Below are 13280 nucleotides of genomic sequence, written 5' to 3' on the forward strand. Positions count from 1 at the left end.
GAGGTGGCTCGGCGAAGCCGAGACGGAGTGGGGGTCGACCAGCGCTGCATAAGACAATGCATGCGCCAAGCTGCCATTCACGCTATCGCCAAGACCAGCCGCTTGGAAATGTGTGCATGCCGTAGACAAGGGTGAAGGGAAATAAAAAACCGGCGTCAGCTTGCTTCTGACGCCGGTCATTCAGGTTTTGGGATCGTCGCACCTGATTTTTCCAAGGAAAAACCGAGGTTGGTTCGATCCGACGCTGACCCGTGGGCGGGGGGCTTGGGGTTTACGAGCCGGTGCCGGACCGAACCGTCTCAGGCAACGCCGGTAAATTCGTCGGACATTGGGGCATGAGCGCGGATTATTTGTGGCGAGAATGTGGCAGAGCATCACCAATTCCAACATGTGTTTCGCAAACGTGACTGGACGTTTGGGAAACCGCGCGACCATCGGGCCTGCTTAGCCAGGCCTTGCAATTCGACCGCGAAAGCGCGAACCTTGGCCGGCGCATGATTCAATCGAAGGATCGAGGCATGACCGATCACAGCAGCGGGACGGAGGATGGGGAAGCATCCGGAATATTGATCCCGTTGCACGAGGCGCGCAACGCCCGCCTCGACCAGCCGGTGCGATTCGACCGGCGCGAGCTCGACCAGATTCTGAGGCTTTACGGACGCATGGTGGCGGCCAATGAATGGCGCGACTACGCGATCGACCATCTCACTGATCGCGCTGTCTTTTCCGTCTTCCGCCGGGCCAGCGAAGTGCCGCTTTTCCAGATCGTCAAGGACCCCAGGCTGGCACGCCGGCAAGGCGCTTTTGCCGTCATCGCCGCAGGCGGCCGCATCCTGAAGCGCAGCCAGGAACTCGGCCGCGTGCTTGGCGTGTTCGATGCGAAGCTCAAGGTTGTCGAGGCGTAGTCCGGAAAGAGGAAGTGAGGAACTGGAGAAAAGGACTCTGAATACCTTTCTTCAATTGCCCAATTCCCCAGTTCTTCAATTCCCCTTGAGCCTTTCGCGAAACTTCCGTTCCGGCAGCGAATTCGGATCGGGCGGCAATTCCGCGCCGCCATTCAGCGAAAGCTGCATGAACACCGTGTCCAGCCAGCGTCCGTGCTTGTAGCCCGATCCTTCCAAGCGACCGGAATGGCGGAAGCCGAGCTTCTCGTGCAGCCGCACCGAGGCGCTGTCCGGGTGGCCATCGCCGATCACCGCGATGATCTGGCGGAAGCCCGCCGCGCGCGCCATCTCGATCAGCGCCCGCATCAGCAGGAAGCCGACGCCCTGCCCCTTGGCCTCCGGCGCGACATAGACCGAATCCTCGATGACGAATCGGTAAGCGGGGCGCGGTCGGAACGGCCCGGCATAGGCATAGCCGAGCACGGCGCCGTCCTTCTCCGCCACGAGATAAGGAAAGCCGCCCGCCGCCAGGCTGTCGAATCGGTTGCCCATTTCGGCGCGGCTGGGCGGCTCCAGCTCGTAGCTCGCCGTGCCATGCGCGACCGCATCGGCATAGATTTCGGTGATTCGGTCGAGGTCGGCCGCGGTGGCGCCCCTGATCGCAACATTGCTCATAATTTGTGCAGGTTCTCTTTCCTGCCTCGATAACAGCAGAGGACTGCGCAAAAAGAAAGGGCGGCCATTGGGCCGCCCTTCGCAAAGTCTATGGTCCACTGAGACCGGGTAACCGCCTTTAGAGCAATTCCAGGAAAGTGTGCGCGGTTTTCCGTCCGGAATTGCGTCAAACAAGGAGATAGAGGGTTCGCCGTTTCCGTGAAACGGCGAACTGCCCTAGCGGCGGTCGCCCATGAACTGCAGCAGGAACATGAACAGGTTGATGAAGTCGAGATAGAGGCGCAGCGCGCCCATGATCGCCTTGCGGCCGGCGACGTCGGCGACGTCACCTTCGAAATACATCTCCTTGATCTTCTGCGTGTCGTAGGCGGTGAGGCCGGCGAACACCAGCACGCCGATCGCCGAGATGGCGAAGCCAAGCGCCGACGACTGCAGGAAGATGTTGATCAGCATCGCGATCAGCAGGCCGATCACGCCCATGATCAGGAACGAGCCGAACGCCGACAGGTCGCGCCTGGTCGTGTAGCCGTAGAGCGACAGGCCGCCGAAGGCCGCGGCCGTGGCGAAGAAGGTCTGGGTGATGCTGGTGCCGGTGTAGACGAGGAAGATCGTCGACAGCGACAGGCCGACAAGGCCGGCATAGACCCAGAATGTGGCCTGCGCCGCGCCCACGCTCATCGACTGGATACGGAACGACAGGAACATCACGGCGGCGAGCGGCGCCAGGATGACGGCCCAGCGGAACGCGCTTGCATAGATGAGCTGGCCGAAGGCGGTCAGCTGGCCGTCGCCGGTGACGGCGAGCTGGAAGGCGCCCCAGGCGGCAAGGCCGGTGATCAAAAGGCCAAGCCCCATGAGGTTGTAGACCTTGATCATATAGGCGCGCAGGCCCTGATCGATATCGACGCGCGCGCCGGGGGCGGCGGACGTCTGGTAGTTGCGAATGGGATCAGCCATTGGAAATCCTCTGTTGCTTCTGCCCCGTCCGGTGACAGGTCCGCTCGGAGCGGTCCAGGGACCAGGCGCCGCTGGCGGAGCTCCAGCATGCCTAGCGCGAAATATGATGGTTCTTGACGTCAAGAACAAGACGGTAACGGGCCGTAACGCTTTGTGAGAAGGCAAAAGGCCGGTTTTCGGGTCTTCCAGGCGGCATTCTTACAAAGATTTAACCGGGCGGACGGCTCTCGGCCCTCCGTCAGAGGTTGCGCAGCACCGGCGCTGCCCTGTGGCCAAGCACCCGCCAGGTGCCGGCAAGGCCGATTCCAACGGTGACCGCCAGCGAAACCAGGATCGTCGCCACCGCGACCTCCGGCATGAAATGCGACGGCAGCGTCATGATATGCGCGACCACGAACCAGGCGGCGATGCCGCCGGCGGCAAGCGCGAACAGCGCCGTCGCGAGGCCGATCAGCATATATTCCAGGGAGAAGGCCGTAATCAGCATCCGTCGCGTCGCGCCGAGCGTCTTCAGCACCACCGCGTCGTGGATGCGCGCCCGGTTGCCGGCGGCAAGCGCGCCGGAGAGCACCAGCACCGAGGCGATCAGCGCCACGCCGGCAGCGGCGCGGATCGCCGTGCCCAATTGCGCGACCAGCCGGTTGACGATGTCGAGCGCGTCCTTGACGCGAACCGTCGTCACCGCCGGAAAGGCGCGGGTGACAGCGTTGAGCAGCCTTGCGTCGTCGGCCGTGCTGGCTTGTTTGTCGGTCAGCGTCGCCAGCCAGCCATGCGGCGCCCCGGCAAAGGTGTTGGGCGAGAAATCCATGACGAAGTTGATGCCCATCGTCTCCCATTGCACCTGGCGGAAATTGGCTATTTTCGCCGTGACGTTGCGTCCCAGCACATTGACGGTCACGGTGTCGCCGAGCTTCAGCCCGATCGCCTTGCCTTCCTCGGCCGAGAACGACACCAGCGGCTCGCCGGAATAGTCCTGCGGCCACCACGCACCTTCGGTCAGCGTCGCGTTCTCCGGCTGTTTCGCGTCATAGGTCAGGCCGCGGTCGCCGCGCAGCACCCAGGCGCCGTCGGCCGGGATCTTCACCTTGTCGACGTCGACGCCGTTGAGCGCCATGATACGGCCGCGCAGCATCGGCACCTTGACCAGTGTTCCCCGAGGCGCCTCCTTGCCGACGAGGCTGGCGAAGGCGTCGACCTCGCTGCTCTGGATATTGACGAAGAAGAAGTTCGGCGCCCGCTCCGGCAGGCTGCCGGAGATCTGCCGCCTGAGATTCCCGTCGATCAGCGCCAGCGTCACCAGCAGGGTCAGCCCGAGGCCAAGCGACAGCACCACCGAGGGCGTCAGCGCGCCCGGACGGTGGATGTTGCCGAGCGCCAGCCGCAGCGAAACGGAACGCACGCGCGGGCTTTTTTTTGCCGCCCACTGCACCAGCATCGCCACCAGCCGCAGCACCAGGAAGGCAAAGACCGTGGCGCCGACGAAGATCGAGGCGATGCGGTAGTCGTTGGCCGAGAGGATCGCCAGCGCCGCCAGCGCCAGCACGATCGCCAGAGCAGCGCCCGTATAGGGCAGGCGCGGCAGGCCGCGGCTCTCGAATCCCATTTCGCGGAACAGCGCCGTCGCCGGCACGTCGCGGGCGCGGCCGAGCGGCAGCAGCGCGAAGGCCAGCGTCACCAGCAGGCCGAACAGTGCGGCCATGGCAAGCGCGCCAGGATAGAAGCCGCCTTGCGCGGGCACCGGGATGACGGACTGCAGGAGCGCGCTCGCCACGAACGGCATCGCGGCGCCCAGGATCAGCCCGAGCACGATGCCGAGGCCCGCGATCAACAGGATCTGCACCAGATAGACGGTGAAGACGAAACCGCCCGAGGCGCCGAGGCTCTTGAAGGTGGCGATGACGCCGCGCTTGCCGTCGAGATAGGCGCGCACGGCATTCGCCACGCCGACGCCGCCGACCACCAGCGCCGTCAGCCCGACGAGCGTCAGGAACTGCGAGAAGCGCTCGATGTTGGCGGAGAGCGCGGGGGCGGCGTTGCTGCGCGTGCGGATCGACCAGCCGGCCTGCGGGAAATCCTTCGCGGCCTCGGCCTGGATGTCCTTGATCCGGGCCTCGGACGCGCCGTCGGGCAGCCGCACCTTATAGGCATTCTCGACCAGGCTGCCGGGCTGCACCAGGCCGGATGCGGCAAGGCCCTCGCGCGAAATCATCAGCCGTGGCGCGAAACCGAAACCGTCCGACACCGCATCCGGCTCGCTGACCAGCCTGGCCCGCAACTCGAAAATGGCGCTGCCGAGCTTCAGCCTGTCGCCGATGTGAACATTGAGCCGGTCGAACAACAGGTCGGGCGCGGCGGCGCCGAACACGCCGGACCTTTCGCCGAACAATTGGTCCTTCGGCAGCGCCGGATCCGTCTCCAGCGCGCCGTAGAGCGGATAGGCGTCGTCGACGGCCTTTGCCTCGACCAGCGCCTGGTCGGAGCCGTCCTCCAGCCGCGCCATCGAGCGCATGCCGGAAGTCAGTGAGACCGTGCCGAGGCCTTTGATGAAGCCGAGCTCGGCATCCGAAGCGCTGCGCTGGTTGACCTGGAAGCGCAAATCGCCGCCAAGCAGCGTCTGGCCCTGATTGGCGACGCCGGCGGAAATCGCCTGCGCCACCGAATTGACGCCGCCGATCGCCGCGACGCCCAGCGCGATGCAGGCAAGGAAGATCATGAAGCCGGACAGGCCGCCGCGCATCTCGCGCAGCGAGAAGCGGATGGCGAGCTTCAATGTCCGCATCAGGCGGGAACCTTCACGGCTTTCGGCGCGTCCTCGATCCGCCCCGAGCGCATCGAGACCTGCCGCGCGCAACGCGCGGCAAGCGCCGGGTCGTGCGTCACCAGCACCAGCGTCATGCCGCGTTCCGCCGCCTTGGCGAACAGAAGATCGGCGATCTGCTTTCCCGTCACCTGGTCGAGATTGCCGGTCGGCTCGTCGGCAATGAGGATGCGCGGCGACGGCGCCAGCGCCCGGGCGATCGCCACGCGCTGCTGCTCGCCGCCGGAGAGCTCGCCCGGATAGTGCGTCACGCGGTCGCTCAGGCCGACGGCGGCGAGATCGCGCGCGGCGACGCCGAACGGGTCGGCATGGCCGGCAAGCTCGAGCGGCACCGCGACGTTCTCGAGCGCCGTCATGTTGGGAATGAGATGGAAGGACTGAAAGACGATGCCAATGTTTCGTCCACGAAACGATGCGATCTGGTCCTCGCTTTTGCCGTTGAGCAGCTCACCGGCGATCTGGACCGTACCCGAATCGACCCGTTCCAGACCGGCAAGAACCATCAACAGGGTTGATTTGCCCGAGCCCGACGGTCCAACGATGCCGGTGGCTTCACCGGCCGCCACGTCGAGGCTCACACCCTTCAGCACATGGACGGAGGACGCGCCCTCGCCGAGCGTCAGCGATACGTCCCTCAGCGCGATGACGGCTTCTGTCACAATGAAAGTGCCCTATATGTGGAAAAAGGGAGACGGCCCGTGTCTCTTTCCTTGGGTTGTTTCGGTCATATGGGGCTCGCCGCATGGCATTCAAACACCGTTTTGCCGCAGCCCTCATCCTTTTCCTCGCCGTTTGCGGCGCCATTACGCCGGCGCGCGCCGTCACCTTCACCATCGTCGGCTTCGGCGACAGCCTGATGGCAGGCTTCGGCCTTGGCCCAGGCCAGGGTTTCACCGACAGGCTGCAGGCGGCGCTGAAGGCTAAGGGCCTCGACATCACCGTCGCCAATGCCGGCGTCTCCGGCGACACATCGAGCGGCGGGCTGGCGCGGCTCGACTGGTCGGTGCCGGACGGCACGAGGCTCGTCATTCTCGAACTCGGCGCCAACGATATGCTGCGCGGCGTCGCTCCCGACATCGCCGAGAAGAACCTCGACGCCATGCTGGGCAAGCTGAAGCAGCGCGCCATCCCGGTGCTGCTCGCCGGCATGCGCGCCGCGCCCAATCTCGGCGCCGACTACCAGAAGACCTTCGACGCCATCTACCCGAAGCTTGCCGCTAAATATGCCGTTCCGCTCTATCCGTTCTTTCTCGACGGCGTCGCCGGCCACCCCGATCTGCAGCTGGAGGACGGCCTGCACCCCAATCCGAAGGGCGTCGACGTGATCGTCGAGCGCATCCTGCCCACCGTCGAGAGGGCGATCGCCGACAATGGCGGCCCGTCGTGAGTCCAAAACGCCACGGTTTCCGCTGGGGAAACTTTGTGGACAACAAAGCTCTTGCCCCGCGCTTGTATCGATGATTCGCTAGGGACGAGAGTTTCGATTCGAGGACAGGAGGCTTCACATGCCACGTCTTTTCACCGCCCTCGAAATTCCGCGTGATGCCGCCCTCTCTTTGTCCCTGCTCCGGGGCGGGTTGCCAGGAGCGCGCTGGATCGACGTCGAAAACTACCATCTGACGCTGCGCTTCATCGGCGATGTCGAAGGCCATGTCGCCGACGAGATCGCCAACGCCCTCGACCGGGTCGACCGCCCCTCTTTTCAAATGACGCTCTCCGGCGTCGGCGCCTTCGGCGGCAAGAAGCCGCATGCGGTGTGGGCCGGCGTGTCGGCTTCGCCCGACCTGGCGGCGCTGCAGGGCGAGATCGACCGCATCTGCCAGCGGCTCGGCCTGCCGGCCGACCCGCGCAAATTCTCACCGCATGTGACGCTGGCGCGCCTGCGCAATGGGAGCCCGCTCGATGTCGCGCAATATCTTTCGGCGCGCGGCAATTTCGCGGCGCTGCCCTTCCGCGTCGGCCGCTTCGTCCTGATGTCGTCGCGCGATTCGGTCGGCGGCGGCCCCTACATCGTCGAAGAAGCCTGGCCGCTGGTCGGCGAAGCGCTGGCCTCGAGCCGCTTCGCCAGCGCCTCAGATGCCTCGCGGATCATGCGATAGACCGAAGCGAAGGCCTCGGCGCCGTCGTAATAGGGATCCGGCACGTCCGCGCTCTGTCCCGTGGCAAAATCCAGATAGAGATGGATGCGGTTGTGCGCGGCCTGCGGCGCCAGCGCCTTGAGTTCGCGCACATTCGCCTTGTCCATGCCGAGGATCAGGTCGAAGCGCGAAAAATCCTCCGCCAGCACCTTGCGCGCCCCTCTGCCCTGAAATGTCGACGCCATGCTTTGCCGCCACCGCCACAGAGCGTGGATCGGGCGCGGAGCCGACCTCCCAGCCGCTGGTCGCGGCCGAATCGAGCACGATGCGCCTGGCCAGCCCGCGCTCGGCCGGCACGCTGTGGAAAACGCCCTCGGCAAGCGGTGACCGGCAGATGTTGCCGAGGCAGACGAACAGAATGGATTTTAAGGGCTTTTCGCGCATCGATCCGGCAGGTTTAAATCTTTGCTTTCATGCATGTCGTCACCCCAAAACCGCCGCGCACTTTTGGGCGACATGCATTATGGTGCAGGCCATTTTCGAATAGCACAGGGACCACACATGAACAGGGAAAAGCTGACCAAGGACGCGATCACCACGGCTCTGGCCGAGCTCGGCGGCTGGTCGCTCGCCGCCGACGGCGCTTCCATCAAACGCAGCTTCGTCTTCAAGAATTTCTCCGAGGCCTTCGCCTTCATGACCCGCGTGGCGCTGGCGGCCGAAAAGATGGACCATCACCCGGACTGGTCGAATGTCTACAAGACCGTCGACGTGACGCTGAACACGCATGACGCCGGCGGCATCACGGCGCTGGATATCGAGTTGGCAAAGCGGATGAACCGATATTTCGGCTGAGTCGAAAAGACTCGCCTTTCTTCGTCATTCCAGGGCGAAGCAAGGAGCGAAGCCCGTGGATGACGATGGGAAGGATGCCTCGGCCAATCGCAGAAACTAGGCGATTGCCAGCCAGGTCACCGCTGGCCAGCAGCCCTTTCCGATTTTCCGGCCAAGCAACCGCCCAAACTCTTGTAGCAGCCCCCCGCTTTCACCACATTTTCCCGCGGTGGGCCGGCGCAACGATGCGACCGGCCGCCAAGGAGCGACTGATGACGCAAGGTACCGGTTTCGATTTCTTCGGCTTCGGCGACAAGCTTGCCGGCGAGGGCGAGGTCCGCGAGAAATTCTGGCGCACCGCGAGGAAGGCGGCGCGGCAGATTCCGTTCATGGACGAGGTGGTCGCCGCCTACTATTGCGCCATGGACAAGGACACGCCGATGCGGGCCAAGGCGATCCTGCTCGGCGCGCTGGGCTATTTCGTCCTGCCGTTCGACTTCATTCCCGATTTCGTCGTCGGCCTCGGCTTCACCGACGACCTTGCCGTGCTGACCGCCGCGATCACCGCCGTCAGCGCCCATATCACGCCTGCCCACAGGCAGGCCGCCAGGGACGCGCTGGCGGACAAGAACTGATCTCGCCTCGCCTCACGCCCGTAAATCAGCGCGTGCGAAAAGACAAACTCTTGCCGTTTTCGTGGCATCCAACTCCGCGCCGGGACGTCGCGCCGGCCTCAATCCACAGTGGCGGCGCGGATGGTGGCGGTTTCCTGGGGTGAGTTCCTTTTCTTCGAGGACAATTCACCGTTTGGTAACCCTGATTAAATCAAAATGAAGCGACGGCAGGACGCCACGCGGCCCGCCTCCGCACCATTTGGAATACGGGAAGAACGATGCGCGGATTGATTGCTATAGTTTCCAGCCTGGTCCTGGTGGCCTCGGCAGTGCCGGTGTTGGCGCAACAGGCGACCAAGATCGGCCAGCACAATGCCTGGGGCACCTACAGCTATCAGTCGGCTGCCGGCAAGGTCTGCTATGTGCTGACCGTGCCCACCGACAAGCAGCCGGCGACGCTCGACCATGGCGACATGTTCTTCTTCGTCAGCCAGCGGCCCGGACAGCAGGTCTCCTACGAGCCGCAGTTCATCGCCGGCTACAACTTCCAGGAAGGCTCGAAGGCCACCGTCACCATCGACAAGAAATCCTTCTCGATGTTCACCCGCGGCAAGTCGGCCTGGGTCGAGAACGCCGCCGAAGAGCCGGTGCTGATCGCAGCCATGAAGACCGGCTCCGACATGAAGGTGCAGGCGAAGTCCGGCCGCGGCAACCCCACCTCCTACGTCTTCTCCCTCAAGGGCATCTCGGCCGCGCTGTCCTCGATCGCCAAGTGCAAATAGGCAAGAGCCACAAACCGCCAAAACGACGAATGAACTGACGCAAGGCCGGGCCATCAGGTCCGGCCTTTTCCCTTCAGCTTGCCTTGTATCCGCGCCGGTTCGTCTCGGCGGGCGGCGTCGGCGAGGCACGGCCGGGAATTCATACCCGCGGCCAATCGCCCGGAAAAATTTCGCGGCCGACGGAATAGTTTCCCGCCGAGCCCGGTAGATAGCGCAAAGAGGGAGAACACGTTTTGACGCGGCCCGTCATTTTCAGGGCCGCGCCGGAAACAGGGAGCGGCGGCAAGCACTGGGGATGAGTGTCTTTCAGGGCTTGCAGTCGGGAGGAGCACGCTCCCAGCCGGCCCAGCGGTTGCCTGTCCCCCTGTCCCTGACCGCTGGGCCGCTTTTCACGCCGGCTTTGGCTGGACAGCGCAGTAAGGTAGGCCCGGCTTGCGCCAACACGGGCATGAGACGGGCGGCATGAGATGGGATGAAAGCGGAGTTCGACGTCATACCGCACCTGGAGGATCTGTGGCGTTACGGCAGGGTGCTCACCGGCAATGATTCCGACGCCGATGACCTTGTACAGGAATCTCTCGCCCGTGCGTTGTCGATGGCCGGCAGCTACGATCCCTCCCGGCCGCTGCTTCCCTGGCTGATCAGGATTGTCCGCAATACCTTCTTCACCGGTGCCAGTCAGGCCGATGCCGACAGGCGGCGCCTTGCGTCCATCGCCGACATGTCGGATGCCGCCTCGCCGCCGCCGCAGGAGCACAGCGCCGAACTTTCCAACGTCGGCAGGGCCCTCGCCCGGATGCCGACCGACCAGGCCGAAATACTGCACCTGGTCGGCGTGCTGGGTTTTACCTATTCCGAGGCGGCCGAACTTCTGGGCGTGCCGACGGGAACCGTGATGTCCCGTCTCAGCCGGGCTCGCGCTGCCTTGAAGCACAACATGGAAAATATGGATGACGGAGCTTCCCGTCATCTGAAGATCATTGGAGGGCGTGATGTGGCCCGATAGTCGCGTTTCCGAGCAGGATATCGGCCGCTTGCTGGATGGCGAGCTGTCGCCGTCGCAGCGATCCGAGCTGCAGGCCCGGCTTGCCCGCGAGCCGGAACTGGCAGCGGAGGTCTTTGCCCACGCGCAACGCATGGAAGCGTTGCGCGATTCCCAACCAAGGCGATTGTTTCCGCCCGGCGCGACCGTCGACAAGGCGAGACAGCTGGAACAGGCGCTTCGCCGCAGGCGGATGTTCGCGATGCTCCGACTTCAGGTCGCCGCCGTCGCGCTAATCGCGATCGGATGGTCGGCCAACTCGCTGACCGTGCCGCTTCGCCAGGGCGGCAAGACGGCGGATGAAACCTTCATCCTGGCCGCGCGGGATGCGCTGCGCGTCGCGCAACTCAATGCCGGTCCCGAAAAGGGCGTCGAGCTCAAACAGGACAAGATCCAGCGGCTGGTTGGCGCCGTCAACGTCAGCATGCCGACGCTGCCCTCGGCATGGGTGGTCAAGGATGTCCAGGTGCAGCCCTGGAACGGACAGCAGAGCCTGGTCGTGACGGCCGATACACCAAGCGTCGGGCGCATCACACTTGTGGCGGCTCCGATGAACGGCGAGGACGCCGTTCCCCCGACGCCTGCCACCGACGGCCGCGTGCCGACGGTTTACTGGCAGTCTGGGGGTACCGCCTATGCGCTGATGGGGTCCGCCGCGCCGGATCGGCTCGAAGTGGAAGCAAAGCAGATCGAGGTCGCCACGCGCCGGAGCGTCGCGCCCAAGACAAGAGGCTGATCGCGGCCGTCGGCTGCCGGACAAGGGAGACAGAATGCACGCGAAGCTGGAATTCACGATCCGCCCATGCCGCATGCCGTCGGATAAGTCCGCGCGATGAAACTCCTGCCGTTCGAAAGGAGATACTATCCGTCCACCTGTCCCGTTTGCGCCGGAGTGGCCCTGGAAGCCGAGGTCATGCTCCGCAAGGTGGAGTTCCAGTGTGCCGCCTGCGGGCCATTCGAGATCACCTCCGCTGCTCGCACCGCGATGAAGGGCCTGTCGCAGGAGCACCGCCGATTGTGGCTGTCGCAAGCGCGGCTGCCGAATTCGACCGTCCCCCTGATTGCCTGCGCGAACGAGATGCTGTCGCAGGTTACCGGCTCCCCAGGTGACCCGGGAAGGTGACCCGGGAAGCGCTGCGCGCGGGCGCTTCCCGACGGCCCGGCATCTCGGCTTGGAGGTTGCGGGGCCGTTTTCGCGCAAGAAGAGATGAGCACGGCTTCATCGACCAGGGACTTATTTGCGATGCGCAGATTGGAAGACTACGAGGAAATCGCACTGATCGGTTATCCTTGCGATGGAGAATACATCGCCGTGATGGCGAATGGCGGGCAGCGGAACTGGCTGCTCGGCGGCGAGCTCTGCGAATGGAACGGCGCCATCCTCGCCGATCAAGCCGCTGCCTTACTCCGATATTATCCGCGGGGGTCGCGCCTCGTCCTCGTTACGATCAAAGGTGACAACCTCGTTGCGATCCGGGACTGCGACACCGCCACGGGCCCGGCAAAGTCGCAGGCGACTGCGAATGCAAAACCGGGCGAAGGGCAAGCCGGTCCGGCCGAGGACGCGCGGCTCGCCGATTTTCGCGCCGCGGCGATGCTGCGCGATTCCGCGTCCATGTCGTTCGACCCGGCCACCGAAATTGCGCTGTCGACGATCGCGGCGCGCATGAAGCTCGGACGCATGGAATTAATCCGTGTCGCGCTTCGCGAGTGGCTGGCGATGCGTGCAGCCATGTGCTTCCCTCCAGACGAAGGCGCGCCATATGGCTCGCAGGCGCCGGACGGTTTCGGCTGACCGCATCGCGCTTCGAGTTACCGCCGAGTAGCCATGCCCCAGGAATCGCCCGCCGACAGGTCCGCTCTCGATCTCTATGAGCCGATCGATGTCCTGAAACCCGTCGCTCCCGATCTGTGGATCGTGGATGGACCACGGATCGGCTTCGGCGTCGGACCGTTTGAATTTCCTTTCACCACCCGCATGACGGTCGTGCGGCTTCGCAGTGGCGACCTGATCCTGCATTCGCCCGTCGCGCTTGCGCCCGCGCTCCGGTCCGCGGTCGAGCTTCTGGGGCCGGTCCGCTTCCTGGTCGCGCCGAACTCCCTTCACTACTGGTGGCTGCCCGACTGGAAGGTCGCCATGCCTAGGGCGGAGGTTTTGGCCGTGCGCGGCCTGCGGGAACGGGCAAAGCGTCCTATCGCCGTGGACCGGCTGCTGGTGGGGCGCGCCTCGCCCTGGCCCGCTGAGATCGACCTTTTGGTCGTGCGCGGCGACGTCCTCACCGAGGCCGTGCTGTTCCATCGCGCATCGCAAACGCTGATCCTCACCGACCTGATAGAGAACTTCGAGCCAGGCCGGATTCATAGCTGGTTTCTGCGATTGCTCGTCAGGCTCGCCGGCGCGATCGATCCGGACGGCAAGGCGCCGATCGACATGCGGCTGAGCTTCTTTCGCCGTCGGCGGGCCTTGCGGGCGGCGATTCACCAAATGCTCGCTTGGCAGCCGGAGCGCGTCATAATCGCGCATGGCCGATGGTATGACAAAGACGGCGCCGCCGAACTCAGGCGCGCGTTCCGTTGGGTTTTGTGACGACGACCC

Annotated in this window: 16 protein-coding genes and 1 pseudogene; 11 read left to right on the forward strand and 6 right to left on the reverse strand. The window is 64.6% G+C overall.

What is annotated here, in order from left to right:
- Positions 1–180: hypothetical protein (locus FJ417_RS33350; RefSeq protein WP_210240642.1), on the reverse strand; the 180-nt coding region annotated here is incomplete at its 3' end.
- A gap of 338 nt (positions 181–518) precedes the next feature.
- Between FJ417_RS33350 and FJ417_RS08615 the strand changes: the two genes are divergently transcribed.
- On the forward strand, positions 519–905 hold the full coding sequence (locus tag FJ417_RS08615; protein ID WP_140658621.1) for a DUF2794 domain-containing protein: 387 nt from the start codon (positions 519–521) through the stop codon (positions 903–905).
- 75 nt (positions 906–980) lie between these two features.
- On the opposite strand, the gene FJ417_RS08620 is transcribed toward FJ417_RS08615, so the two are convergent.
- The 4 genes from FJ417_RS08620 to FJ417_RS08635 all read right to left on the reverse strand — a co-directional run bounded on the left by FJ417_RS08620 (position 981) and on the right by FJ417_RS08635 (position 5993).
- Entirely contained in the window at positions 981–1559 is a 579-nt protein-coding gene (locus FJ417_RS08620) for a GNAT family N-acetyltransferase (RefSeq protein WP_140783161.1), read from the reverse strand.
- A gap of 216 nt (positions 1560–1775) precedes the next feature.
- Entirely contained in the window at positions 1776–2516 is a 741-nt protein-coding gene (locus tag FJ417_RS08625; protein WP_140783162.1) for a Bax inhibitor-1/YccA family protein, read from the reverse strand.
- Positions 2517–2754: 238 nt separating this feature from the next.
- Positions 2755–5295, reverse strand: coding sequence for an ABC transporter permease (locus FJ417_RS08630; protein WP_140783163.1), 2541 nt, complete (start codon positions 5293–5295; stop codon positions 2755–2757).
- Positions 5295–5993: an ABC transporter ATP-binding protein gene (locus FJ417_RS08635; protein ID WP_140783164.1), complete on the reverse strand. Its 699-nt coding sequence runs from the start codon at positions 5991–5993 to the stop codon at positions 5295–5297. Before FJ417_RS08635 ends, FJ417_RS08630 begins: the two co-directional genes overlap by 1 nt.
- Positions 5994–6076: 83 nt before the next feature.
- Between FJ417_RS08635 and FJ417_RS08640 the strand changes: the two genes are divergently transcribed.
- Together FJ417_RS08640 and thpR are read left to right on the forward strand one after the other, a co-directional pair.
- Positions 6077–6721, forward strand: coding sequence for an arylesterase (locus tag FJ417_RS08640; RefSeq protein WP_140783165.1), 645 nt, complete (start codon positions 6077–6079; stop codon positions 6719–6721).
- Between the two features lie 118 nt (positions 6722–6839).
- The gene (gene thpR, locus FJ417_RS08645) at positions 6840–7433 is read left to right on the forward strand and encodes an RNA 2',3'-cyclic phosphodiesterase (protein ID WP_140647851.1); all 594 of its coding nucleotides are present in this window, start codon (positions 6840–6842) and stop codon (positions 7431–7433) included.
- Here the strand turns inward: thpR and FJ417_RS08650 are convergent.
- Positions 7340–7856, reverse strand: a pseudogene (locus FJ417_RS08650) (low molecular weight protein-tyrosine-phosphatase). The gene thpR and the pseudogene FJ417_RS08650 overlap by 94 nt on opposite strands.
- A gap of 117 nt (positions 7857–7973) precedes the next feature.
- Here FJ417_RS08650 and FJ417_RS08655 point away from each other — a divergent pair.
- The 8 genes from FJ417_RS08655 (at position 7974) to FJ417_RS08690 (ending at position 13271) form a co-directional block, all read left to right on the forward strand.
- A complete protein-coding gene (locus FJ417_RS08655; RefSeq protein WP_140783166.1) occupies positions 7974–8267 on the forward strand; it encodes a 4a-hydroxytetrahydrobiopterin dehydratase in 294 nt (97 codons plus the stop codon).
- 251 nt (positions 8268–8518) lie between these two features.
- On the forward strand, positions 8519–8881 hold the full coding sequence (locus FJ417_RS08660) for a YkvA family protein (protein WP_140647854.1): 363 nt from the start codon (positions 8519–8521) through the stop codon (positions 8879–8881).
- 257 nt (positions 8882–9138) lie between these two features.
- The gene (locus FJ417_RS08665; protein ID WP_140658627.1) at positions 9139–9642 is read left to right on the forward strand and encodes an invasion associated locus B family protein; all 504 of its coding nucleotides are present in this window, start codon (positions 9139–9141) and stop codon (positions 9640–9642) included.
- Positions 9643–10114: 472 nt separating this feature from the next.
- The gene (locus FJ417_RS08670) at positions 10115–10648 is read left to right on the forward strand and encodes a sigma-70 family RNA polymerase sigma factor (protein WP_140783167.1); all 534 of its coding nucleotides are present in this window, start codon (positions 10115–10117) and stop codon (positions 10646–10648) included.
- The gene (locus FJ417_RS08675) at positions 10635–11420 is read left to right on the forward strand and encodes a hypothetical protein (protein WP_140647857.1); all 786 of its coding nucleotides are present in this window, start codon (positions 10635–10637) and stop codon (positions 11418–11420) included. Before FJ417_RS08670 ends, FJ417_RS08675 begins: the two co-directional genes overlap by 14 nt.
- Before the next feature lie 96 nt (positions 11421–11516).
- On the forward strand, positions 11517–11807 hold the full coding sequence (locus FJ417_RS08680) for a hypothetical protein (protein WP_140647858.1): 291 nt from the start codon (positions 11517–11519) through the stop codon (positions 11805–11807).
- Positions 11808–11927: 120 nt separating this feature from the next.
- Positions 11928–12479, forward strand: coding sequence for a hypothetical protein (locus tag FJ417_RS08685; protein ID WP_140783168.1), 552 nt, complete (start codon positions 11928–11930; stop codon positions 12477–12479).
- A 33-nt stretch (positions 12480–12512) separates the two neighbouring features.
- Complete coding sequence (locus FJ417_RS08690) at positions 12513–13271, forward strand: DUF4336 domain-containing protein (protein ID WP_140783169.1); 759 nt, start codon at positions 12513–12515, stop codon at positions 13269–13271.
- Positions 13272–13280 lie beyond the last annotated feature (9 nt).

It is taken from the genome of Mesorhizobium sp. B3-1-7, assembly GCF_006439385.1.
Classification (GTDB): domain Bacteria; phylum Pseudomonadota; class Alphaproteobacteria; order Rhizobiales; family Rhizobiaceae; genus Mesorhizobium.

Coding starts and splice junctions, on each gene's coding strand:
- FJ417_RS08615 (WP_140658621.1), top strand. CDS start 519: ATGACCGATCACAGCAGCGGGACGGAGGATGGGGAAGCATCCGGAATA.
- FJ417_RS08620 (WP_140783161.1), bottom strand. CDS start 1,559: ATGAGCAATGTTGCGATCAGGGGCGCCACCGCGGCCGACCTCGACCGA.
- FJ417_RS08625 (WP_140783162.1), bottom strand. CDS start 2,516: ATGGCTGATCCCATTCGCAACTACCAGACGTCCGCCGCCCCCGGCGCG.
- FJ417_RS08630 (WP_140783163.1), bottom strand. CDS start 5,295: ATGCGGACATTGAAGCTCGCCATCCGCTTCTCGCTGCGCGAGATGCGC.
- FJ417_RS08640 (WP_140783165.1), top strand. CDS start 6,077: ATGGCATTCAAACACCGTTTTGCCGCAGCCCTCATCCTTTTCCTCGCC.
- thpR (WP_140647851.1), top strand. CDS start 6,840: ATGCCACGTCTTTTCACCGCCCTCGAAATTCCGCGTGATGCCGCCCTC.
- FJ417_RS08655 (WP_140783166.1), top strand. CDS start 7,974: ATGAACAGGGAAAAGCTGACCAAGGACGCGATCACCACGGCTCTGGCC.
- FJ417_RS08660 (WP_140647854.1), top strand. CDS start 8,519: ATGACGCAAGGTACCGGTTTCGATTTCTTCGGCTTCGGCGACAAGCTT.
- FJ417_RS08665 (WP_140658627.1), top strand. CDS start 9,139: ATGCGCGGATTGATTGCTATAGTTTCCAGCCTGGTCCTGGTGGCCTCG.
- FJ417_RS08670 (WP_140783167.1), top strand. CDS start 10,115: ATGAAAGCGGAGTTCGACGTCATACCGCACCTGGAGGATCTGTGGCGT.
- FJ417_RS08675 (WP_140647857.1), top strand. CDS start 10,635: ATGTGGCCCGATAGTCGCGTTTCCGAGCAGGATATCGGCCGCTTGCTG.
- FJ417_RS08680 (WP_140647858.1), top strand. CDS start 11,517: ATGAAACTCCTGCCGTTCGAAAGGAGATACTATCCGTCCACCTGTCCC.
- FJ417_RS08685 (WP_140783168.1), top strand. CDS start 11,928: ATGCGCAGATTGGAAGACTACGAGGAAATCGCACTGATCGGTTATCCT.
- FJ417_RS08690 (WP_140783169.1), top strand. CDS start 12,513: ATGCCCCAGGAATCGCCCGCCGACAGGTCCGCTCTCGATCTCTATGAG.